Source organism: Staphylococcus sp. 231237_7MaSpsaltlick (assembly GCF_043107035.1).
Genome location: NZ_JBICNX010000001.1, coordinates 543,205 through 565,926, shown reverse-complemented (window position 1 = coordinate 565,926; position 22,722 = coordinate 543,205). Strand labels below are relative to the sequence as shown.

Sequence of the window (22,722 nt, the reverse complement as noted above, 5' to 3'; positions counted from 1 at the left end):
GAGGAAATATATGGGGATATGTCAATGATTGAAGAAAGATATGGTGAAACGATGAATCTTATAAATTTGAAAAATCAAACTATTGCTAGCCAATACGTAGCAACTGAGTTATTAAAACAAGTCAAATCTAAACCTAATACAGTTTTAGGCTTGGCCACAGGAAATACAATGATAGATGTGTATAAATGTTTATCAGAGTTATTGAACATTAACCAAATTGATTTATCACGGGTGGCCACATTTAACCTAGATGAGTACGTTGGCTTAGCGCCAAATCATAAACAGAGTTATCATGTATATATGAATGAACATTTATTTAAGCATAATGACTCATGGCAGAAGGATAATATACATTTACCAATGGGAAATGCAAAAGACGTTGTACATGAATCTAAAGTTTATGAACAGCTTTTATGTGATATAGGGCCAGCAGATATTCAAATTTTAGGTATTGGTGAGAATGGGCATATTGGTTTTAATGAACCATATACATCTTTTGACAGCGTAACGAGTGTAGTGGATTTGACACCTTCGACAATTAAGGCGAATAGTAAACACTTTGAAACGATTGAAGATGTACCTAAACAAGCAATATCGCTTGGGCTTACATCTATTATGCGAGCGAAGCGAATAATTTTGCTAGCATTAGGTAGACATAAGCGAGATGTAATCAAGCAGCTCTTGAAAGATGATATATCTGAATCACTACCTGCAAGTATATTACGACAACATGCTAATGTTGAAGTTATCGTGGATGATGAAATATTCCAAACGATAAAAAGCACTAAATTAATACCATAATATTACGCTGCATCTTATGAATAGTAAACATTATAGTGGTTACAATAATATTAAAAGCGCAGTGCAGAAGTCTAAAAGACTATTTTAGATTTTTGTACTGCGCTTTTATCTATTTAGGCGTATTTATTTTAAAAATAAGCATTATAAAATTTTAAAATAAACATGTGTTTTAAATAATTAAAAAATTGATTTTTGTAATCGTTTACAATTATAATGTAATTATACAATTTTAAAAAGGGGTGTATCGTGATGGTGAATGTGAATAAAGAACGCATGAAAATGTATGTTTTAGATAATGGACGTATGAAGATGGATAAGAATTTGATGATTGCTAATTCAAATCAAGCTACTTTAGACAATCCCGAAGCCAAAAATGAAATGCACGAATTTCCTATTTACACAGTGTTTATAGACCATCCTGAAGCCAAAATATTGTTTGATACTGCATGTAATCCTAATGCAATGGGTGAGAATGGTAGGTGGATTAGTGCTACTCAAAAAGCATTTCCTTATTTTGCTGATGAAGCTTGTCATTTACCAAATCGTTTAGAACAAATCAATGTAGATCCAAAAGAAGTGGACTTTGTTGTGGCATCACACTTACATTTAGATCATGCAGGTTGCTTAGAATATTTTACCAATGCAACAATTATTGTTCACAATGATGAATTGAATGGGACGATGCAGACATATGCTCGTAACCAACAAGAAGGTGCTTATATTTGGGCTGACATCGATGCATGGATTAAGAATAACCTAAAATGGAGAACGATTAAAAAAGAAGAAGATAATTTGAAACTTGTAGAAGGGGTGCGCATTTTAAACTATGGTAGTGGCCATGCTTGGGGCATGATTGGTCTAGAGATAGAAAGCGCTGAGCTTGGTACTATTATATTGGCTTCTGATGCAATTTATACGAAAGAGAGTATGGGAGAAACATTAAAACCCCCCGGTATTTTATACGATTCAATCGGTTGGACTAAATCAGTAGAAAAAATTAAACGTTTAGCTGAAGAAAAAGATGCGCAAATTTGGTTTGGCCATGATGGAGAGCAATTTGAAGGATTAAGAAAATCTACTGATGGCTACTACGAATAATATAATTTTAAGACTGAAATTTATTGTAATTATTTACGTACGTTAACTAAGGAGGGTTTTAAATGAAGACGAGAGCTGCAGTATTACATCAAATGGAAAGCACAGAGCCATATGCTGAAAGTAAGCCTATAACAATAGAAACATTAGAACTATCTGAGCCTAAAACTAATGAAGTGTTGATAAAAATTGGTGCTGCAGGGTTATGCCACTCAGATTTGTCGGTGATTAACGGCAGTCGTCCGAGACCTATGCCAATGGTGTTAGGTCATGAAGCGGCAGGTGAAGTTATACAATTAGGGCCTGACGTTACAGATTTTGAAAAGGGTGATCATGTCGTATGCACGTTTATTCCTAGTTGTGGTCACTGCATTCCATGCAGAGAAGGACGACCAGCATTATGTGAAAATGGGGCAGCTTCTAATGAAAAGGGAGAAATGTTAGCAGGTGGTTTTCGTTTACAATCAGAACATAATCAAACGATGTATCATCATTTAGGTATCTCAGGTTTTGCGGAATACGCAGTTGTTTCAACCAATTCAATTGTCAAGGTAGATAAGGATATACCCTTTGAAAAAGTAGCCATATTTGGTTGCGCAGTGATAACAGGCATTGGTGCAGTTATAAATACAGCTGACATTAGTGCAGGTAGTACAGTAGCAGTTGTTGGATTAGGTGGTATTGGGCTTAATGCTATTTTAGGTGCTCGTCTTGCGGGTGCGAGTGAGATTATAGCATTAGATATAAATGAAGATAAATTTGAGTTAGCAAAATCATTAGGTGCAACAGCAGTATTTAATTCGGGAGATGATAATGTAGTTGAAAATGTTAAAGCCTATGCAAGTGGGGGTGTTAACTATGCTTTTGAAACTGCTGGAGTTGTGCCAGCAATGGAAGTTGCATATCAAATAACAAAACGTGGCGGCACGACTACTACAACTGGTCTGCCTGACCCAAAGCATAATTTTTCGTTTCCACAAGTTACGCTTGCAGCAGAAGAACGCACAGTTAAAGGTTCTTATGTAGGGAGTTGTGTCCCTGAACGCGATATACCAAGATTTGTAAATTTATACAAACAATCGCGTCTGCCCGTAGATCAACTGTTAACAGATACTTTATCGTTAGAAGAAATAAACGAAGGTTTTGACCGTTTAGCCCGAGGAGAAGCGGCACGCTTAGTTGTGAAAATCACTTAAAGATAATTTAACTATACTTTTATCGTAATTTTAAATATGTTTTCAGTTTGGGTTTATAAGGGGTGTTAATGTGAGTAAGCTAAATAACACATTAGAAAAGTATTTGTTACCTGTTGCTTCAAAACTGGGGTCTAATAAAATTTTAATTTCATTAAGGGATGGAATTATAGTTGCAATGCCTTTAATTATCATTGGCTCATTATTTTTAGTCATCAGTGGTATTGCAATACCGGGATGGATTGAATGGCTAGAATCAAAAGGTATTCAACCATATTTAATGAAAGCAGTTAATGGTACGTTTGGATTAATGGGATTAGTAGCAAGTTTTGGGGTAGCACATAGTATTGCACGCCAATACAATACAGATGGCGTTTCGGCTGGGATAATTTCTATGTCTGCATTTTTAGTTGTGACACCAAAAGTAATGACTGGGGGAAAGGCACCAGAAGAAGCGATTCCGCAGATGTATATGGGGAGCCAGGGTCTATTCGTTGCTTTAATCGTCGGTATTATTTCAGGTTTAATCTTTCAATGGTTTATTAATAGAAATATAAGAATAAAAATGCCTGATCAAGTACCACCAGCTGTCTCTAAAAGTTTCAGCGCATTAATACCAGGAGCTGTAATCATTATTATGTGGTTGATTATCTATACATTACTAGATAATTTACCTTTTGGTAATATTCATGAACTTATTGTCAATACATTGGGTGTTCCATTAAGTCTTATGGGTGGCACATTGATTGGAACAATTATTCTAGTTGGTCTCAATAGCGCATTTTGGTTTGTAGGTATTCATGGCGCTAATGTAGTTAATGCTGTTATGCAACCGATATGGTTGAAAAATATAGATGAAAACCGTCTAGCATATCAAGCGGATCCACATGATGAATTACCGCATATTATTACACAGCCATTTATAGATAATTTTGTGTTTATGGGTGGTGGTGGTTCAACTATTGGGCTGGTAATTGTGATTGCCATTTTAGCATTTAAGAAACGCTCTAGTAAGATCACGAAGACAATGGCACCTCTGACGCTAATGCCGGGTATATTTAATATTAATGAGCCTACATTGTTTGGTTTGCCAGTCGTATTAAATGTGAGACTTATCGTGCCATTTATTTTAGCGCCAATGATTAATGCAACGATAACTTATTTTGCTATGGCAAGTGGATTAGTACATCTTACAAACGGTACTGCGATGCCTTGGACTATTCCACCAATAATAAGCGGATTTTTAGCAACAGGTCATTATAGTGGGTCTGTGGTTCAAATGGTATGTATCATTGTAGACATTCTACTTTATTATCCTTTTTATCGGACAATGGAAAAATATAATTTACAGTTAGAACAAAAAGAAGCAGAGAATATGAAGGAAACTGAAAAATAAAGGGGAGATAATATGGTGAAAAGATTATTAAGTGCAAATGCTACAGAAATAGTAGAAATGACATCTACAGAATTAAAACAAAGTATAAAGGCAAGTGATGGTCGTGTAGTGCTAGCGGAAAATGTCGTAACTCGCACACCAGTTATTCCTGATATTACGAATTCAGAGCTATCAAGAGCATTTGGAGCAGACTTGATTTTATTAAATGGGCTAGATGCATTTGACCCCAAGATTGTAAATATAGATGAAAATAAGCATGTCATTAAAGAACTAAGAAAGCTTGTAGCCAGACCGATTGGTGTGAATTTAGAACCAGTAGATGTTCAAGCAACAATGACAGAAGAGAAGTTAAATATAAGTGAAGGTAGACAGGCAAGTCCGAAAACAGTAAAAGCATTAGAGCAATTAGGCATAAATTTTATTTGTATGACAGGGAATCCAGGTACTGGGGTATCTAATGAAAGAATTGTCAATGCTATTGCAGATACAAGAGCAAATTTTAGTGGATTAATTATAGCTGGTAAGATGCATAGTGCAGGTGTCGATGAACCCGTAATTACGAAAACATTTGTAAATAAATTTATAGATGCTGGTGCAGATATTATTTTAGCTCCATCAATTGGTACTGTACCAGGTTTTGATGAAATTCAATTAAAAGAAATAGTTAAGGCAGTTCATCAACATGGTGGGTTAGTTATGTCGGCAATTGGCACAAGCCAAGAAAGTTCTGATCCAAGCACAATTAGAGATTTTGCAATTCGTAATAAAGTTTGTGGTGTGGATATACAGCATATTGGTGATGCAGGATTTGGAGGATTGGCTCCAGTAAATAATATATTTGAGTTAAGTAAAGCTATTAGAGGAGAAAGACATACAGTATCAATGATAGCAAGATCAATTCAACGTTAAAAATAAAAATGGAGGAGGGATTTATATGGCTGAAAAAACAATTATGCTTGTTTGTGCAGCAGGAATGAGTACGAGTATGCTTGTTCAAAAAATGCAAAAAGAAGCAGAGAGTCAAAACTTAGATAGAGATATTTTCGCTGTTTCTACTTCGGAGGCCGATCAAAAAATTGATGATGGCATTGTTGATGTGCTGTTACTTGGCCCTCAAGTACGCTTTAAAAAAGAAGAATATAATAAAAAGTGTCGTGATAAAAATATACCAGTCGATGTTATTGAAATGAGAGATTATGGAACGATGAATGGTGGCAATGTGTTAAAAATAGCAGAACAGTTAATGGTTAATGAGAGGTGAATATATGGCTGAACAAGAACAAGAATTAGAATTTGCCATGGCTCTTATAGCTTATAGTGGTGATGCGAAAAGTCATGCAATGGAAGCGATTTTTGCTTCTAAGAAAGGCAAATTTAAGGAAGCACAACAAAAGTTAGAGCAAGCTGAATCATCAATACTTGAAGCTCATCATATACAAACTAATATGTTATCTAAAGAAGCGCAGGGTGAAAATATAACAATGACATTGCTGACAGTGCATAGTCAGGATCATTTAATGACTGCTATTACTTTTAAAGATCTTGCGCAAGAAATGATTGACTTATATAAAGTGTTAAAGAAAAGTCTATAAATAAATCTTAAAGCATATCTCCATGAACATAATGGAAATATGCTTTTTTATTTTAAATTCGGAGACCCTTTATAAATAAGAGGTAACGTAAAATTGCAAAAAATTAAAATCATATGAAATTTAAAAAAATATTATCATATCGATAAAAATCTATTGACTAAATAGTAGGATAGGAATAAACTAATTTTAATCCGATAAGAATAATAAGAATAGAGGGCAAGAAATGAAAAAATTGTTAATGATGTTAATTACTTTAATTTTAACAGTGGGGCTGGCAGCATGCGGTAATAACTCTTCAAGTAAAAAAGATAGCGATAGTAAAAATAAAACCGCTAGTGAAAATAAAACATTTGTTGTGGGAACAGAAGGGACATATGCACCTTTCTCATTTCATGATAAGAATGATAAATTAACTGGTTATGATATAGATGTAGTGAAGGCAGTAGCTAAAGAAATGGACTATAAAGTTAAATTTAAAGAAACACAGTGGGATTCAATGTTTGCAGGCTTAGATTCGGGTAGATTTAATGTTGTTGCGAACCAAGTTGGTATAAACGAAGAACGTAAAGAAAAATATAAATTCTCTGAACCTTACACTTATTCTCAGGGTGTGCTAGTGGTAAATAAAAATAATACAGATATCAAATCATTTGACGATGTTAAAGGTAAGAAATTAGCACAAACATTTACATCAAACTATGGTAAATTAGCAAAATCTAAAGGTGCAGAACTTACGAAAGTTGATGGATTCAACCAAGCGATGGATTTATTACAATCAAACAGAGTAGAAGGCACGTTTAACGATAATATCTCGTACTTAGACTATAAAAAACAAAAACCTAACGCTAAGGTGAAAGCAATTGAAGGCGATGCTGAAAAGAGTCAATCTGCTTTGACTTTCAGTAAAAAAGAAGACGATAAAACAATCAAAGAAGTTAATAAAGCAATGAAAAAGTTAAAAGATAATGGTGAATTAGCAAAAATAAGTGAAAAATGGTTTGGTGAAGATGTTTCTAAACCTTAATTCAGAGCAACAACATGCATTAGATGCAGCTGGACAAGCATTTATGCCAATGCTTGAAGGATTGGTGAAATTTTCAATCCCAATCACTTTAGTGACTTTTGTTTTAGGATTGATTATAGCACTAGTAACTGCATTAATGCGTATATCAACAAGCCGTATACTCAGAGGGATTGCACGTTTTTATATTTCAATCATTAGAGGAACACCGATGATTGTACAATTATTCATTATCTTTTATGGTATCCCTGAACTCGGCAGACTATTAACTAACAACTCAGAAAACCAATGGACGTTAGCACCAGTAATAGCTGCAATTATTGGTCTATCTTTAAATGTAGGCGCGTATGCTTCTGAAATTATTCGTGGAGGTATTATGTCTATTCCAAAAGGCCAGACAGAAGCAGCGTATTCAATAGGTATGAATTATCGTCAAACGATTCAACGTATTATACTGCCACAAGCAATAAGAGTTTCTGTGCCTGCGCTAGGTAATACGTTCTTAAGTTTAATTAAAGATACATCGTTACTCGGTTTTATACTTGTTGCTGAAATGTTTAGAAAAGCACAAGAAGTTGCGTCGACGACTTATGAATATTTAACAATCTATCTACTCGTTGCGCTTATGTACTGGGTTGTGTGTTTTATTATTTCACTCGTCCAAAACTTTTATGAATCTTATCTTGAAAGAGGGTATCATTCATGATTGAATTACAAAATATAAAGAAAACATTTAATGATAAAGAAGTGATTAAAGGCATTGATTTAAAAGTTAATCAAGGAGAGGTAGTTACCTTTATTGGACGTTCAGGTTCTGGTAAAACGACTTTATTACGAATGATTAATGCGCTAGAATTACCTACAGAAGGCGCCGTTTACGTCAATAGTGAAACTTATGACAATAAAGATAAAAAATCCCAAATTAAAGTGCGCAAGCAGTCGGGTATGGTTTTTCAAAGTTATAATCTCTTTCCTCATAAAACGGCATTAGAAAATGTTATGGAAGGACTAATTACTGTTAAGAAAATGAAAAAAGTTGAGGCACAACACCAAGCATTAGCACTTTTAGAGAAGGTAGACTTAACAGCTGTAAAAGACCAAAGACCTAATGCATTGTCTGGCGGGCAACAGCAACGTGTCGCGATTGCGAGAGCTTTGGCAATGAATCCAAAAGTTATGCTTTTTGATGAACCTACCTCTGCATTAGATCCAGAACTGGTGAACGACGTATTACGTGTAATAAAAGACCTAGCAAACGAAGGAATGACCATGATTATAGTGACACATGAGATGCGTTTTGCTAAGGAAGTTTCTAATAAAATTGTCTTTATTCATGATGGTGTTATTGGTGAGTCAGGAGCACCAGAACAAATTTTTAATCACCCACAAACGACAGAGTTGCAACGCTTTTTAAATATGATTAGAGAAGTATAAAATATATAATGTTTGAATGAGATGGAAGCTAGATAGCTGAAGTCTCATTTTTTTATTTTTAAAAATAATTATTATAAAAATCTATCGATCATTCAAATGACATTATATAATTTATAAATGGAATGTAATTTTTTGATGTGCAATTTTTCGTATTAGTAGGCGAAGTAGATTACACATCTATAACTATAGGAAAGCGGTTACAATATAAGTGTAAGGAGGTTGCTAATATGTTAAGCAAGAGGCAATATCACATTTTGATGTTCATTATTGAACGTGAAACTTTTGTGCAAATTCATAATTTAGCAACACATTTCAATGTTTCAGAGAGGACGATCCAATATGATCTTGAATACATTGAAGATATGGCGAGTAAATTAGCTTTAACGATTCAACGAAATAAATATGATGGTATTAGAATCACGGCCTCATCAGAGAAACTAAAGGCTGTAGAACCTCAATATTTATCAACGTCTATACATTATTCCAAAGACGAAAGGTTATTGTATATTACCTTGAAACTCTTTGAATCTACAACACCTACTGCTTCTCATGTACTGGCGACCATGGTTTCAGTGACTAGACGTACGATAGTGGAAGATTTAAAACGCGTACAGCAATGGTTAGAGCAACACAATTTACAACTTAAATATGAGAAGAATAAAGGTTTCTTAATTAAGGGCGATGAAAATGCATATCGTAAAGCATATGCAGAAATGGTTCATGAATATTTTCAAACGCATACACATCAAATGGGTCATGATTTGTTTTCAACTCATGAGTTAGAACAAATTCGATTGAGTGTCGCTTCGATATTGCTTGATGCAAATTATCAACTTGTACAGAGTGCAATTGATGGATTGATTTATCATATTTTGATAGCGATTCATCGAGCGAATGAAGATTTTATCTTTGAGATTCCGGATAAAGAATATAAAAAATTGCAAAAGACTGAACAATTTAAAATCGCCTTGCAAATTAAGGGGAAATTAGAACAGATTTTTAAGCTTAATTTTCCAAAAAGTGAAGCTGCTTTTATTACTTTACATTTACTAGGGGCAAAGACTTCAGGAGTAAAATACCATCCTCGTGAAATAGATGATTTGGATATTCTAACGGAACAACTCATTGAACGAATGAGCGGAAATTTAGGTTTGGACTTAATGTCAGATAATAAGTTACTAAACGGTTTGATTGTTCATTTGAGACCTGCAATTCACAGGTTGAAATTTGATATGACACATGAAAACCCTTTGAAAAAGGAAGTTATTCTGCAATATCAACAGTTGGTTGAAGGTATAAAAAAACATATATGGGGCATTGAAGAAACTTATAATATTGAGTTTGATGATAATGAACTAACGTATATTACTTTACATTTTGCCTCAGCAATTGAGCGTATTTCGACTGTGACAACAAATAGAATCAAAGTTGTACTGCTATGTGGTTCTGGGATAGGAACTTCACAATTATTAAAAAGCAGAATTACTCACATTTACCCAGAGCTTGAGGTCGTGGATGCGTATTCTATATATGAGATAGATGAAAGTGTGTTAAAGCATGAAGGAGTAGATTATATTATTTCTACTGTCCCTTTCGATCAAGTAACAGTACCTGTGATTAGGGTTTCGCCGTTTTTAGATAGAAATGATCGTCTTCAATTAAATGAAATTATTAATCACTCTAGAGAACAATACATTGATGATTTACGTGGTATTGGCCCTACTTTAGAACAGGTGTTACCACAATCGAGGATATTGACGCAGCAGCCAGTACTTTCACGTGATGATGCTATTAAACAAGCTGTATCCATGCTGGAAAAAGACGGTATAGTAGACAAAGCATATGCGACTGATATCATCCGTCAATTAGATACTTTTGGGCCTTATATGGTGATTAGTCCTCATATTGCATTGATTCATGCAAAGCATGATCATGTAAAACAATCAGTGGGCTTTAGTTTGATCCAATATGAAAATGGTATTCATTTTTCACATGATCAATATGATCCGGTGTACATCGTTATTACTTTAGCTACAGCACAACCTCAAATACATCTAAATGCGTTAAGGCAACTGAGTACACTAATTATGGATGAAGCAGCAAGAGAGACTATATTTTCAGGAGATATAACAGCTATTATGCAATACGTTAAACATGTAAGCCAACTGTAAGGAGAGGATATAGATGAGTTTAGAAATATTGTCTGCAGACAAGGTACAAATATTAGATCAAGTAGAAACGTGGGAACAAGCAATAACAATAGCTGCAAATCCCTTACTTACACAAGACTATTTTGAACCAAGTTATGTTACAGCGATGATTGACAGTGTGAAAGAATTAGGGCCTTATATTGTGATTGCACCTGAAATTGCAATCGCTCATGCAAGGCCTAATGATGATGTGAAACATATTGGTTTAAGTTTATTAAAATTAAATAAACATATTAATTTTTCTGAAGAAGGCCACTTTGCATCGCTTATATTTGTACTTAGTGCTGTAGATAATGATGGTCATTTGGCCATTTTAAGAGATTTAGCAACTAAATTAGGTAATCAAGATACAGTAAACCAATTATTAGCAGCCCAAGAAATTAAGGAAATAGTAAATATATTTAAAGGAGAATGAGGAAAATGAAAATTTTAGTAGTATGTGGTCACGGTTTAGGTAGTAGTTTTATGGTGGAAATGAATGCGCAAGAAGCGCTGAAAAATTTAAACGCGCCAGCAGATATTAAAGTGGAACACAGTGACGTGATGAGTGCTAGTCCTGATATGGCAGATTTATTTGTTTGTGGTAGAGATTTAGAGGAAAACACTAAGAATTTAGGGGACGTTATTGTATTAGATAATATTTTGGACAAAGAAGAATTACAACAAAAATTAAATGATAAATTAAGCGAACTGAATATCTTATAAATAAAACGTAAGGGGGCAGTAAAATGAAACCAATACTTGATTTTATTGTTGATGTTTTGAGTCAACCAGCGATATTAGTTGCGCTAATTGCTTTTATCGGGTTGATTATGCAGAAGAAATCGGCGACAGATATTACATCTGGAACGATTAAAACAATTCTCGGGTTTTTAGTGTTAAGCGCAGGTGCAAATGTGGTAACACAATCTCTTGAGCCATTTGGAAAAATATTTCAACATGCGTTTGGTGTACAAGGCGTAGTACCAAATAATGAGGCAATTATATCAATTGCGTTAGAACAATATGGCACAACTGCAGCACTAATAATGGTATTTGGTATGATTGTAAATATTATTATTGCACGTATTACTAACTTAAAGTATATCTTTTTAACTGGTCATCATACTTTTTACATGGCAGCATTTTTAGCAATATTATTATCTGTCGGTAATATTACAGGTACTTTGACAGTGATTGTTGGAGCTATTATTTTGGGGTTAATAATGGCTATATTACCGGCATTGGCACATCCTACAATGAAAAAAATCACTGGTAATAACCAAGTTGCTCTAGGTCATTTTGGCACGATAAGTTATTGGGCAGCTGGAGAAGTTGGAAAACTATTTAAAGGTAAATCAAAATCTACAGAGGAAATTAATTTTCCGAAAGGTTTAAGCTTTTTGAGAGAAAGTACGATTAGTATTTCTTTAACAATGACATTATTGTATTTTGTTGCGGCATTATTTGCAGGACCGACTTATGTACATAGTGAGATTAGTGATGGGCAAAACTTTATTGTATTTTCACTAATACAAGGTGTGACTTTTGCGGCGGGTGTCTTTATTATATTAACAGGTGTACGCTTGATTTTAGCTGAAATAGTACCGGCATTTAAAGGTATTTCAGAGAAATTGGTGCCGAATACAAAGCCAGCTTTAGACTGCCCGATTGTCTTCCCTTATGCACAGAACGCTGTGTTAATAGGATTCTTTGTCAGTTTTATAGTTGGTGTAATTGGTATGTTTATCTTGTTCTTATTTGGTGGTGTCGTGATACTCCCAGGCGTTGTAGCACACTTCTTCTTAGGTGCGACGGCGGGTGTCTTTGGTAATGCAAGAGGCGGTATAAAAGGAGCAGTCGCGGGGTCTTCTTTAAATGGTTTATTAATCACATTCTTGCCGTTACTGTTTTTACCTTTCTTAGGAGATTTAGGTGGCGCAGCGACGACATTCTCAGATACAGACTTCTTAGTTGTAGGGATCGTGTTTGGCAATGTCGCCAAATTCCTAGGAATAATCGGCATCGTAATTTTAATTTTAGTAGTTGCAACTTTAGCTATTATTTTACAAAAACGTACAAATGAAAAAGAAGTAAAAGAATAATAGATATCATAATAAAATGATATAGATTTTAGGGTGAGTGGGACAAAAATCTAATTTATTTATAAAGAGTTCGTAGTCCAGGTCAGCTATGCTCATATAATGATAAAGGCTGAGACAATTTTGAACTGCACCCATTCAAGCAGACAACTAAATAATTAAAACAATTTAATGGTCCGTTCCATAGCTTAGATATGAAACGGACCATTTTTAATGTTATTTGATTATTATTAAAAAACACGATATTTAAGTCCAATATTTTTTCAATAGCCCCTGACTACCAAAGATTGGGTCTGTATTAGGTACGGGAACATTTTCAATATTATATAAATTTTGAGGTCGTTCGCTTGCTTTACCAACACAAATATCATAAGACTGACTATTGGGATAGGCGCCCATAACTGTAAAGTCATTACTTTGACTTAATAGTTTGTGACCAGTGCCAGCTGGTAATATTAAAGCGTCACCTTCATTAATATTAATAGTGGCGCCATTTTTGCCTCCTAGTATTAATTGAGCATTTCCATTGATTACTAATAATACTTCATGTGAATTACTGTGGTAATGATGATAAGAGAAAACACCGCCTTCCCAAGTATTACCCCATTGATTTGCGGATAATATATGTCTCAAATCATCAGTCGCTGAAAATAAGTTTTGATAAGCTAAAACAGGTAAATAAGGATTATTAGGTATTTGCCCATCATCTTCAAAATTTAATGTATTAATAGTAATTTCTTCTGATTTGTTCAAGTTTAAACACCTCGCTATATCAAAAATTATTAATTATAGTAATATCAAATAAGTATAAAATTTATTCTTTGTAATATACAAACTGACTTGTAATTGCAAGTAAATTGCCATCGTGGCTCCATATTTCTCCTGTTTGATCAAAGTATCCATTAAAAAATTTAAGGGCACGTGTATGTCCAAGTACTGATTGGCTTCCATTGTTCTCTAAAGACTTAGAATCAGCGTGAAAATATATTGTGAGTGATACTGTTCCAATAGGAACGAATGATTTACGACGAACATAGATACGTGGAAAGAAAGCATCGCACATAGACGCAAGAGATAAGAAATCTAAATCTCTATTAGGCTTGTCTTTTATCCATTGCAATGTGACAGAATCTGGTTGTTCAGTAGGATCCATTGCTAGTGGCACACCTTTAATTGTTCTGATGTCATAGTTTTGTGCCCATGGGGGTGCGTTTTCTAATGATGTAAGCGTTACTTCGTTTGCAAGTGGAACATCAGGAAAGGCTAGTTCGGTTGATGACCATGTATCTCGGCGTTTAGCAGTAATTGCTGTTCCAGTAATAGCGGTTTTATCATTTTGTTTGAGTTCTATATACCAATGTTGTGTTGATCGATTCGTTCGCGATGGATAGGCTATTATATTAAATTTTTCTTCCTGAATAGGAGCTGCATAGTTGATTGTCAGAGAGATGGGTTCTCCGAGAATTTCATCATGTTCTAAAACTGCACGTAATAATGTGGATGCGATGACACCACCGAAGGGGCCGACCATATTAGCATAGTCATTAGAAGTATGACCTGAATACACGCCTGATTGCTGTTGTGTGAGTTGAGTTGCTAAATCAAATGGATGTTGAGGTTGATTAGATTGCATGACGAATGCCTCCGTTTTCTTAATAAATAGTTCAAATATTTAAAATAAGTCGCTTACAAATATGTTGTTGGTCATTATAATAAAAAATTTAGGAAGTGCCCAGAAAGTTTAGCTAAAAAACTATTTCTATCACAGTCCTATATATATTTAATTGCTTAATGTAACATTTCTTTATATACGCTATGGTTTTGATACACACAAGTAAGTAGTGGGGCATCTAAATTGTAATGTGCGGCTAATTCTAACAAATACCCCTGCAAATGATCGGTTTCGATATTAAGTCCCTTTTCCATATCGCGTTGCATTGAAGTTTTGAAATGATAAGATAGTTGATTTAGTGCTTTCATATATTTAGAAACAATTTGATCTGAGATAGGTGCATTATGCTTACGCATAATACTAGCAGCCTCGTTATATAAGGACTTAATAAACTCTATACCACCTTCGCTATCACGAATAGGTCCAATAGGCGCATGCATGAGTGTTGTCACACCTGATAATACGGTAATCATTAAATATTTATTCCACATACCTTGTTCAACACTTGAGTTTAGGATGAATTCAGCTTTTGTTCCTGAAAGCGCCTGTTCAACATATTTAGCGCGATTACTTTCAGTACCATCTAATTCTCCGAAAAAGAGTTTATCAAATTGACTAGTTTGAACGATTTCCCCAGTGCTATCAAGCGTTGTTTCTATAATGCAGTAACCGCCCATGATTTTATTTTTCCCAAAAGCATTTTGTAATTTTGGAACATGTGCAACGCCGTTAAGTAATGGGATAATTAAGGTGTGATGATCTATAAACGGTTTTAAATCTTCAATAGCATGATCTAAATGATAAGATTTTGAAGACAAGAGTACGATATCAAAAGGTTCGACACGGTCGTCTTTTGTGATGAGCTGTGGATTAAAATGATAATCACCTTTTTCACTATGAATTGCTAAACCATTTCGTTCTAAATAGGATTTGCGTTTAGGTCTTACTAAAAATGTAACATGCTTGCCAGCTTCAGCTAAACGGCCACCAAAATAGCCACCAATACCGCCGGCGCCTAGTACCAATATACGCATCGATAACAACTCCTTCAAATATGTATAGTATATTTAATCTCTATATACCACTTTTCAATTCCTTCTACGCATTGAAAATTAAATTATTTAACTTTAACGACCAGCTATACTATATATTTAAATTACTGTAAAATGTTTGATGGAAATAGAAATTGTGCAATATAAAAGTATATTGTGTATAAACTTTTAGGAGGGATTACGATGCCGTTTAAAAATGAAAGGAAATATCGATGGAAGGATATTAGAGGTAAAGATTTTTTTCTACCAATCATTTATTTAGCTAGTAATTTTATATTATCAATTATAATTTTGAGTATATTATTGGCAGTTAATATAGGCTCTGGTAATAGTCACTTCAATGGTGATATTAATACGTCAAGTCCAACTGCTTTATTAATGGAAATTGGTGTATTTATTTTTATCATGCTTATATGGATGTTATTACATAAAAATAGTTACAAAATTGAGTGGAAAAGTGGATTCCTTAATATTAAGAAATACTGGAAACTCATTGTTATTACATTTATAGTCATATTTATATTTAAATTAATTTTTCCTATGTTAGTCGATGCGTTTGCACCTGAACAATGGAAGTTTGAAGAAACACAAAACGATTTAATAGTTCAACAAATGTTTAGTACCCCATTATCAACAGTGCTTGCGTTCTTTTCTATTGTAATCATTGCACCGGTTACTGAAGAGTTTCTCTTCCGCCACTTGGTAATTGGTGAATTAGGAAAAAAACTGAATTTCATAGTAATGTCAGTGATATCTGTAATTATTTTTGCATCTTTACATGTAACAGAAGCGCAATCACCATTAGAAATCGTTATGTATCTTGTTATCGCCATAGGTATCGTATATGTCTATTTAAAAACACGACGTAGTTTAGCTACTGCTATTGCACTTCATGCATTAAATAACCTTGTTGCATATGTAGCAATGATCCTTATGTAAACATAAATCGTTTAAGAGACTTTTGTTTCACATGGAACAGGGTTGGAAGAGTTAATAAACGTATTATTTAGAATTTTCTAAAATTTTATTGACTAAACATGAGTGTAATGCTAGGATAAAAACACTACAACTACATATTAATTTACTCTTATCAAGAGAGGTGGAGGGACGTGCCCTATGAAACCCAGCAACCGTCGTTATACGAAATGGTGCTAATTCACAAAAAGTTATTAAACTTTTAGAGATAAGAGAAGGTGAATACTTTCTCTTGTTAAATTAAGAGAAAGTATTTTTTTATTTAGTTTGAACTTTAAAATTCATAAGGAGCGAAATAAATTATGAGGAAATTAATTATTTTAAGTTTGTCATTAATATTAACTGTAGTTCTTACAGCATGTGGCAACACAAATGGGAAAGATGAGGATAAAAAAATCACAATTGCGGCTTCACCAGCACCACACGGTGAAGTACTGAAACATGCGAAAGAAGAAATGAAAAAACAAGGGTATGATTTAGAAGTTAAAACTGTAAATGATTATAAAGTACCTAATAAACTATTAGATAAAGGCGATGTAGATGCCAATTTCTTCCAACATACACCATATTTAAAAGCAGAAAAGAAAGACCATAATTACGATATAGAAGAAGTTGGAAAAGTATTTACTACGCCTATGGGTGTTTATAGTAAAAAATATAAAGATATTAAAGATATCCCTAAGGGTTCAACGATATACGTTTCTAACAATCCAGCTGAAGAAGGCAGATTCTTATCATTCTTTGTAGATCAAGGATTAATAAAGATCAAAAAGGGAGTTAGTATCGAAGACGCCAAATTTGAAGATATTGTAGAAAATAAAAAAGACTTGAAGTTTAATAATAAACAAGGAGCCGAATTCTTACCTAAGACATATGAAAGTAAAGAAGGTGCTGCAGTTATTATGAATTCAAACTATGCGTTAGATAATGGATTAACGCCGCATAAAGATGCTATTATTAGTGAAACAGAGTCATCACCATTTGCGAATATTGTTGCTGTGCAAAAAGGACATAAAGATGATGAAAAGTATCAAGCACTTATAAAAGTCTTACAATCTAAAAACATGAAAGAATTCATTAAAAAAGAATATGGTAAAGACGTTATTCCATATGAAAAATAAATTATTATGAACATATATCAGTAATGAAAAAGGGGTGTAATGTATGTCTAAATTAGGTATTATTGGCTTAGGAAGAGTTGGTAGCCAAGTTTTAACGGATGTGCAATATTTGAATTTATTTTCGGAAATTATATTGATAGATGACAAAGAAGAAATTGCAAGTGGTGAAGCTCTAGATCATAACCATTCACAAGGATTATTTAATACTGCGCACATCAAGGTCAAAGCTGGAGATTACCAAGATTTAGCAGACGCTGATTTCATTGTGATTGCTGCGAGTGTGCCAACAGATACAAATGACGGTGATCGTACACTATTAGCACAAGGCAATCATGACATTATAAAAAAAGTTACGAAACAAATAGCTAAAGTGACACAAGACGCAATAATTATCTTGGTTTCAAATCCAGTAGATTCGATGACTTATTTTGCTAATCAAATAGATTATCCGTCTAATAAAATCATTGGAACGGGAACTGCTTTAGAAAGCTCAAGATTTAAGACGATTATCGCTCATCATTACCAAATCGATCCTAAAAATGTTGAAGTTTTTGTTATTGGCGAACATGGGGAACATGCAATACCTGTGTGGAGTAAAGTACGTATTCATGGTATGCCACTAGCAGAATATGAAGCGCTAAGTGATAGCCCGAAAATTGATAAAGCACATATCACATCTATTATTAATGAGGTATCTATGGATGTTTTTTATCAAAAAGGTTGGACCAATGCAGCTATCTCCAAAGTTACGACATTATTGATACAAACTATTGCGTTGAACCAACGTACTATTATGCCACTGACTTCAATCAGTCAAGAATATGACTTAGTAGATGGTGCATTTAGTTTACCAACGTTAGTTGATCGTTCTGGTATTGTACAGAGGTTTGCGATTAAATTGGATGATCAAGAAATGCAACAGCTTAAAGAAGCTTACGAATATATTAGAGAAACTATCCGTACATCAGAAAAATAAAATACATTTACACACCAATTCATTAGATGATGTCTTTTGAATTGGTGTTTTTTATTATGTGAACTTTAATAAGCCACTTCTTGCTTAAATAATAGGTAATAGCTACAATGAATTTAAACATTAAATCAACCTTTGAACAAAAGTAAATTTACGAGAAAGCGCGGTGCAGTGATGTTAGAAAGACATGCTAAACTCATTAGATTGTTACTCAACAACAGTAATCATTTTTTAAGCGCAGATGAAATAGCAAATTACTTAAACGTCTCTAATAGAACAGTGAGGAATGATATTAAATATATAAATGTTGAAGTATTATCGGCGTTAATTGTCAGTGTCAAAGGTCGTGGTTTCAAGATGAACCAAGACCTATATAGTATAGAGTATATAGAAGAAGTTGTTTCTGATTTTACAAATAAAGAAAACGAACTACTGCTAAAATTGGGTTATCATATTTTAATGTATCAACAACCCACAACTTTAGATTCATTAGCACATCACTTTAAGTTATCTAAATCAGAAATCAGTGATTATTTAACGCGTGTTCAGTCGTGGTGCAATTCATTTGATATTACTGTTAATCTAACTAAGAAAAAAGGCGTCACTGTAAACGGAAACGAAATGAATATTAGGAATGCGATTTTACATTTAAATCAACTATCTTCGGAAAATAAAACGGTTGATGATGTGATATTAAATGAAATACCTAAAGCGCATATCAATATTATTAGTCAAATTATTGAACATAATTTAAATGCACATCATATACAAACCTCTAAAATGCGTATAAAACAATTACTCATACATTTAATTATTATATTTAAACGCAATAACGAGGACGGTCATTCATGGGTAGTTGATAAATCCTCTTATAAAATCGCGCAACAATGTATTACAGACATCAATTCGGAATTAGGTTATCAACTTTCAGATGAAACTGCGCAACTGTTATCTTTCTTTATTAGCTATTATTTTAATAAATACGATTTAGGCTTTGAACAGGTTTTTGTTAAAAGTTATATCGATCGTATGATTCATCAGATGGAGAAAAATGTAGGAGTTGATTTTACAGAAGATCAAGAACTACGCGACAATTTATATGCACATTTCAGTAGAACTTACTTACGTATAGCAAAGAATGTTTATATTAATAATCCTTTAACTGAAGATATTAAAAAGTATTATCCCTTTGTGTTTAATGCATTATATGAGACAGTGAGTCATCTTGCAAAGGATGCGAATATAAATTTAGTTGAAGATGAAATTGCATTTTTGGCGTTACATTTTCAATCTTCGATAGATCGCAATAAAAAAGATTCGTTTAATATTGTTATCACTTGTTATTATGGTTTAGGAATTTCTAGTTTATTAGAAGCAAAAATTAAAAATATAGATGATAGTATTCATATAGTAGATACATTGAAAATAGAAGATATTGATGATTATAACTTTAGCGATATTGATGCTCTTATTTCTACACATACTATTGAAACTACACAACTGCCTAATGACTTAATTTGCTTAGAAGTATCTCCTCTATTTTCAGAGGAGGATGAAAATAAAATTGCTTCAGCGTTACACCATAAGCAAAACCCTGTATTACATCAAAATGAATTAGCTTCAATTCAGTTTAGTGTTTACTCAGATAAACAGGAACAAGTGGTTGCAAGTTATGTTTTTGAACAAGCTCAAATTGCTCTAGACAACAATTATGCTGTCACCAACGATTACATGAAAAGTGCATTGGAAAGAGAGAAGTTTTCTTCTACGTATATTGGTAATGGTATGAGTATGCCACATGGTGATCCGGAAAAGGTATTAAAATCACATGTAATTATTTTTAAAAACATGCAAGGTTATATCTGGAAACAAAATAAAGCTAAACTTGTTTTTTTCTTAGCGATTACGGAACAAGATATTCCTGTAATGAAGAAAATTATTCATACTATCGCCAAATTGGATGAGAATGCTGTAGACCAATTATTAGTGCTTGAAGATCAAAGTTTAAAAGAAAAAATCATTCACTTAATTAAAGAATAATTGCCACTAGTAACGGCAATTATTCTTTTTTATAATCTTATGAATGCGTTTACAATTGAGTTAAGGAGGATGAATGATATGAAAATTTTAGCGATTACGTCGTGTCCAAATGGGATTGCACACACGTATATGGCCCAAGAAAAATTAGAGCAAGCTGCTAAAGATATGGGCGTACATATCAAGGTAGAAACACAAGGTGGTGTAGGTGCAGAAAATGTTTTAACACCAAAAGAAATTAGAGAAGCAGACGGCATTATTATTGCAGCAGATCGCCAAGTAGATTTATCAAGATTTGATGGGAAGTTATTAATTAACGAAAGTGTTAGAGAAGGCATTCATAAACCGGAAGTATTGATTCAACGAATTATTGATAAAGATGCTCATATCCATCATGAAACTAATGGAACTAGTCAGCCTAGCCAAGAAGATAAACCTAAAACTGGTATTCAGATGGTTTATCAACATTTAATGAACGGTGTATCGTTTATGGTGCCTTTTATCGTTGTAGGTGGATTGTTAATGGCGATTGCACTGACAATTGGTGGAGAAGCAACTTCAAAAGGTTTGGAGATTCCAGATGATTCATTTTGGAAATCAGTTGAAAATATAGGCAATTTAGCTTTCAGTTTTATGGTGCCAATATTGGCTGGTTACATCGCAGTTAGTATTGCTGACAAACCTGGACTTGTACCCGGTATGATTGGTGGAGCTATAGCTGCTGACGGTAGCTTCTACGGTAGTGATGCTGGAGCTGGTTTTCTAGGAGGTATTGTAGCAGGTTTTATAGCAGGTTACATTGCGAAATGGATTAAAAATGTAAAAACACCAAAAGTGATGGCACCCATTATGCCGATTATCATAATTCCTATTATCTCATCACTCATTGTGGGATTAATATTTATATTCTTAATTGGTGCACCGATAGCGAGTATCTTTGAAGCATTGACAACTTGGTTGAAAGGTATGCAAGGTACTAACATTGTAATCTTAGCATTAATTGTAGGTGCGATGATTGCATTTGATATGGGCGGACCAGTAAATAAAGTTGCTTTCTTATTTGGTTCAGCGCTAATTGCTGAAGGTAACTATGCTGTAATGGGGATGGTTGCAGTAGCGGTTTGTACGCCGCCTATTGGTTTAGGTTTAGCTACCTTTATTAATAAACGTAAATTTAATAAAGGTGAAGTAGAAATGGGAAAAGCTTCATTTACTATGGGATTATTTGGTATTACAGAAGGTGCTATTCCGTTTGCTGCACAAGATCCGTTAAGAATTATTCCGTCCAATATGGTAGGGGCGATGGTAGCAGCAGCTATTGCAGCAATAGGTGGTGTAGGAGATAGAGTGGCTCATGGAGGTCCGATTGTAGCTATTTTAGGTGGTATAGATCAGATTTTATGGTTCTTTATTGCTGTGATAGTTGGTAGTCTTGTCACGATGAGTGCAGTGTTATTTTTAAGAAAAAACACACCAGCATTAGCTGTTGATACTAATAGTATTGCAACGGGAATGACAGCGGAACAGCAAGATGACGAATCAGAAGCCAGTCCTACAACAAATACTACAACGGATATAAATAAAGAGAAAACAACTGAACAGACAAATAATACAGTTGATGTATTTGATAAAGATGTTATTAAAATAGTCGATAAGAAAAATACAAGAGACGAAGCGATAGACGATCTCATAGATCAACTAGATAAGGGTGATTACATTATAGATAAAAATGAATTGAAAGATGCTGTACTGAAACGTGAAGCAGAAGCAACGACAGCAATTGGAATGAATGTCGCAATACCTCACGCAAAATCATCGGCAGTGAAACAACCTGTTGTCGCTGTAATGAATAATAAACGTGGTATCGACTGGGAAAGCTTAGATGGCACATTGCCTAATATTGTATTTCTAATTGCAGTACCTAATGACAGCAATGATACACATTTAAAACTGTTACAAAGATTATCACGAACATTAATGGACGACGATATTCGCCAACAGTTAATTGAGGCAACACACACACAACAAATTTACGATTTACTTAAAGAAATATAAGTGGGAGGTAGGAA

The 22,722-nt window shown here is 33.9% G+C and carries 22 protein-coding genes and 1 riboswitch; of the genes, 19 read left to right on the top strand and 3 right to left on the bottom strand.

What is annotated here, in order from left to right:
* Positions 1-51: 51 nt before the first annotated feature.
* From nagB to ACF91D_RS02735, 14 genes are all read left to right on the top strand, one after another.
* Positions 52-801: a glucosamine-6-phosphate deaminase gene (nagB, locus tag ACF91D_RS02800; protein ID WP_039067565.1), complete on the top strand. Its 750-nt coding sequence runs from the start codon at positions 52-54 to the stop codon at positions 799-801.
* A 249-nt stretch (positions 802-1,050) separates the two neighbouring features.
* Positions 1,051-1,899, top strand: a complete 849-nt coding sequence (ahlS, locus tag ACF91D_RS02795) for an AhlS family quorum-quenching N-acyl homoserine lactonase (RefSeq protein WP_039067461.1) — start codon at positions 1,051-1,053, stop codon at positions 1,897-1,899.
* Between the two features lie 62 nt (positions 1,900-1,961).
* Positions 1,962-3,092: a zinc-dependent alcohol dehydrogenase family protein gene (locus tag ACF91D_RS02790; protein ID WP_327620995.1), complete on the top strand. Its 1,131-nt coding sequence runs from the start codon at positions 1,962-1,964 to the stop codon at positions 3,090-3,092.
* Between the two features lie 70 nt (positions 3,093-3,162).
* Positions 3,163-4,485: a PTS sugar transporter subunit IIC gene (locus tag ACF91D_RS02785; RefSeq protein WP_069793186.1), complete on the top strand. Its 1,323-nt coding sequence runs from the start codon at positions 3,163-3,165 to the stop codon at positions 4,483-4,485.
* A gap of 12 nt (positions 4,486-4,497) precedes the next feature.
* The gene (locus tag ACF91D_RS02780; protein WP_069793185.1) at positions 4,498-5,394 is read left to right on the top strand and encodes a DUF7916 family protein; all 897 of its coding nucleotides are present in this window, start codon (positions 4,498-4,500) and stop codon (positions 5,392-5,394) included.
* Positions 5,395-5,419: 25 nt separating this feature from the next.
* Positions 5,420-5,746 (top strand): PTS sugar transporter subunit IIB, encoded by a 327-nt coding sequence (locus ACF91D_RS02775; RefSeq protein WP_327620994.1) that lies wholly within the window; start codon positions 5,420-5,422, stop codon positions 5,744-5,746.
* Positions 5,747-5,750: 4 nt separating this feature from the next.
* Positions 5,751-6,077 carry a PTS sugar transporter subunit IIA gene (locus ACF91D_RS02770; protein ID WP_039067454.1) on the top strand — a complete coding sequence of 109 codons (327 nt, stop codon included), beginning with the start codon at positions 5,751-5,753 and terminating at the stop codon, positions 6,075-6,077.
* A 223-nt stretch (positions 6,078-6,300) separates the two neighbouring features.
* Complete coding sequence (locus ACF91D_RS02765; protein ID WP_069793184.1) at positions 6,301-7,101, top strand: amino acid ABC transporter substrate-binding protein; 801 nt, start codon at positions 6,301-6,303, stop codon at positions 7,099-7,101.
* A complete protein-coding gene (locus tag ACF91D_RS02760) occupies positions 7,085-7,804 on the top strand; it encodes an amino acid ABC transporter permease (protein ID WP_069793183.1) in 720 nt (239 codons plus the stop codon). Before ACF91D_RS02765 ends, ACF91D_RS02760 begins: the two co-directional genes overlap by 17 nt.
* The gene (locus tag ACF91D_RS02755; protein ID WP_039067449.1) at positions 7,801-8,532 is read left to right on the top strand and encodes an amino acid ABC transporter ATP-binding protein; all 732 of its coding nucleotides are present in this window, start codon (positions 7,801-7,803) and stop codon (positions 8,530-8,532) included. The genes ACF91D_RS02760 and ACF91D_RS02755 overlap by 4 nt, the downstream gene beginning before the upstream one ends.
* 227 nt (positions 8,533-8,759) lie before the next feature.
* Positions 8,760-10,703 (top strand): BglG family transcription antiterminator, encoded by a 1,944-nt coding sequence (locus ACF91D_RS02750; protein ID WP_069793182.1) that lies wholly within the window; start codon positions 8,760-8,762, stop codon positions 10,701-10,703.
* 13 nt (positions 10,704-10,716) lie between these two features.
* Positions 10,717-11,157, top strand: coding sequence for a PTS sugar transporter subunit IIA (locus ACF91D_RS02745; RefSeq protein ID WP_069793181.1), 441 nt, complete (start codon positions 10,717-10,719; stop codon positions 11,155-11,157).
* Between the two features lie 5 nt (positions 11,158-11,162).
* Complete coding sequence (locus tag ACF91D_RS02740) at positions 11,163-11,447, top strand: PTS sugar transporter subunit IIB (RefSeq protein WP_069793180.1); 285 nt, start codon at positions 11,163-11,165, stop codon at positions 11,445-11,447.
* A 23-nt stretch (positions 11,448-11,470) separates the two neighbouring features.
* Positions 11,471-12,826 (top strand): PTS ascorbate transporter subunit IIC, encoded by a 1,356-nt coding sequence (locus ACF91D_RS02735; RefSeq protein WP_069793179.1) that lies wholly within the window; start codon positions 11,471-11,473, stop codon positions 12,824-12,826.
* Positions 12,827-13,069: 243 nt separating this feature from the next.
* On the opposite strand, the gene ACF91D_RS02730 is transcribed toward ACF91D_RS02735, so the two are convergent.
* The 3 genes from ACF91D_RS02730 to panE all read right to left on the bottom strand — a co-directional run bounded on the left by ACF91D_RS02730 (position 13,070) and on the right by panE (position 15,529).
* The gene (locus tag ACF91D_RS02730) at positions 13,070-13,576 is read right to left on the bottom strand and encodes a cupin domain-containing protein (protein WP_069793178.1); all 507 of its coding nucleotides are present in this window, start codon (positions 13,574-13,576) and stop codon (positions 13,070-13,072) included.
* Between the two features lie 61 nt (positions 13,577-13,637).
* Positions 13,638-14,456, bottom strand: a complete 819-nt coding sequence (locus ACF91D_RS02725) for an acyl-CoA thioesterase (protein WP_327620993.1) — start codon at positions 14,454-14,456, stop codon at positions 13,638-13,640.
* Positions 14,457-14,611: 155 nt separating this feature from the next.
* Positions 14,612-15,529, bottom strand: coding sequence for a 2-dehydropantoate 2-reductase (gene panE / locus ACF91D_RS02720; protein WP_039067442.1), 918 nt, complete (start codon positions 15,527-15,529; stop codon positions 14,612-14,614).
* Between the two features lie 201 nt (positions 15,530-15,730).
* Between panE and ACF91D_RS02715 the strand changes: the two genes are divergently transcribed.
* The 5 genes from ACF91D_RS02715 to ACF91D_RS02695 all read left to right on the top strand — a co-directional run bounded on the left by ACF91D_RS02715 (position 15,731) and on the right by ACF91D_RS02695 (position 22,708).
* Positions 15,731-16,486: a CPBP family intramembrane glutamic endopeptidase gene (locus ACF91D_RS02715; RefSeq protein WP_069793177.1), complete on the top strand. Its 756-nt coding sequence runs from the start codon at positions 15,731-15,733 to the stop codon at positions 16,484-16,486.
* Between the two features lie 145 nt (positions 16,487-16,631).
* Positions 16,632-16,737, top strand: a riboswitch (SAM riboswitch).
* Between the two features lie 87 nt (positions 16,738-16,824).
* Positions 16,825-17,643 (top strand): MetQ/NlpA family ABC transporter substrate-binding protein, encoded by an 819-nt coding sequence (locus ACF91D_RS02710; RefSeq protein WP_069793176.1) that lies wholly within the window; start codon positions 16,825-16,827, stop codon positions 17,641-17,643.
* 43 nt (positions 17,644-17,686) lie between these two features.
* On the top strand, positions 17,687-18,619 hold the full coding sequence (locus ACF91D_RS02705; RefSeq protein WP_327620992.1) for a lactate/malate family dehydrogenase: 933 nt from the start codon (positions 17,687-17,689) through the stop codon (positions 18,617-18,619).
* A gap of 171 nt (positions 18,620-18,790) precedes the next feature.
* The gene (locus tag ACF91D_RS02700) at positions 18,791-20,656 is read left to right on the top strand and encodes a BglG family transcription antiterminator (RefSeq protein WP_039067437.1); all 1,866 of its coding nucleotides are present in this window, start codon (positions 18,791-18,793) and stop codon (positions 20,654-20,656) included.
* Positions 20,657-20,734: 78 nt separating this feature from the next.
* On the top strand, positions 20,735-22,708 hold the full coding sequence (locus ACF91D_RS02695) for a fructose-specific PTS transporter subunit EIIC (protein WP_069793174.1): 1,974 nt from the start codon (positions 20,735-20,737) through the stop codon (positions 22,706-22,708).
* The last annotated feature ends 14 nt before the right edge of the window (positions 22,709-22,722 follow it).

Coding starts and splice junctions, on each gene's coding strand:
- nagB (WP_039067565.1), top strand. CDS start 52: ATGAATCTTATAAATTTGAAAAATCAAACTATTGCTAGCCAATACGTA.
- ahlS (WP_039067461.1), top strand. CDS start 1,051: ATGGTGAATGTGAATAAAGAACGCATGAAAATGTATGTTTTAGATAAT.
- ACF91D_RS02790 (WP_327620995.1), top strand. CDS start 1,962: ATGAAGACGAGAGCTGCAGTATTACATCAAATGGAAAGCACAGAGCCA.
- ACF91D_RS02780 (WP_069793185.1), top strand. CDS start 4,498: ATGGTGAAAAGATTATTAAGTGCAAATGCTACAGAAATAGTAGAAATG.
- ACF91D_RS02775 (WP_327620994.1), top strand. CDS start 5,420: ATGGCTGAAAAAACAATTATGCTTGTTTGTGCAGCAGGAATGAGTACG.
- ACF91D_RS02770 (WP_039067454.1), top strand. CDS start 5,751: ATGGCTGAACAAGAACAAGAATTAGAATTTGCCATGGCTCTTATAGCT.
- ACF91D_RS02765 (WP_069793184.1), top strand. CDS start 6,301: ATGAAAAAATTGTTAATGATGTTAATTACTTTAATTTTAACAGTGGGG.
- ACF91D_RS02760 (WP_069793183.1), top strand. CDS start 7,085: ATGTTTCTAAACCTTAATTCAGAGCAACAACATGCATTAGATGCAGCT.
- ACF91D_RS02755 (WP_039067449.1), top strand. CDS start 7,801: ATGATTGAATTACAAAATATAAAGAAAACATTTAATGATAAAGAAGTG.
- ACF91D_RS02750 (WP_069793182.1), top strand. CDS start 8,760: ATGTTAAGCAAGAGGCAATATCACATTTTGATGTTCATTATTGAACGT.
- ACF91D_RS02745 (WP_069793181.1), top strand. CDS start 10,717: ATGAGTTTAGAAATATTGTCTGCAGACAAGGTACAAATATTAGATCAA.
- ACF91D_RS02740 (WP_069793180.1), top strand. CDS start 11,163: ATGAAAATTTTAGTAGTATGTGGTCACGGTTTAGGTAGTAGTTTTATG.
- ACF91D_RS02735 (WP_069793179.1), top strand. CDS start 11,471: ATGAAACCAATACTTGATTTTATTGTTGATGTTTTGAGTCAACCAGCG.
- ACF91D_RS02725 (WP_327620993.1), bottom strand. CDS start 14,456: ATGCAATCTAATCAACCTCAACATCCATTTGATTTAGCAACTCAACTC.
- panE (WP_039067442.1), bottom strand. CDS start 15,529: ATGCGTATATTGGTACTAGGCGCCGGCGGTATTGGTGGCTATTTTGGT.
- ACF91D_RS02715 (WP_069793177.1), top strand. CDS start 15,731: ATGCCGTTTAAAAATGAAAGGAAATATCGATGGAAGGATATTAGAGGT.
- ACF91D_RS02710 (WP_069793176.1), top strand. CDS start 16,825: ATGAGGAAATTAATTATTTTAAGTTTGTCATTAATATTAACTGTAGTT.
- ACF91D_RS02705 (WP_327620992.1), top strand. CDS start 17,687: ATGTCTAAATTAGGTATTATTGGCTTAGGAAGAGTTGGTAGCCAAGTT.
- ACF91D_RS02700 (WP_039067437.1), top strand. CDS start 18,791: ATGTTAGAAAGACATGCTAAACTCATTAGATTGTTACTCAACAACAGT.
- ACF91D_RS02695 (WP_069793174.1), top strand. CDS start 20,735: ATGAAAATTTTAGCGATTACGTCGTGTCCAAATGGGATTGCACACACG.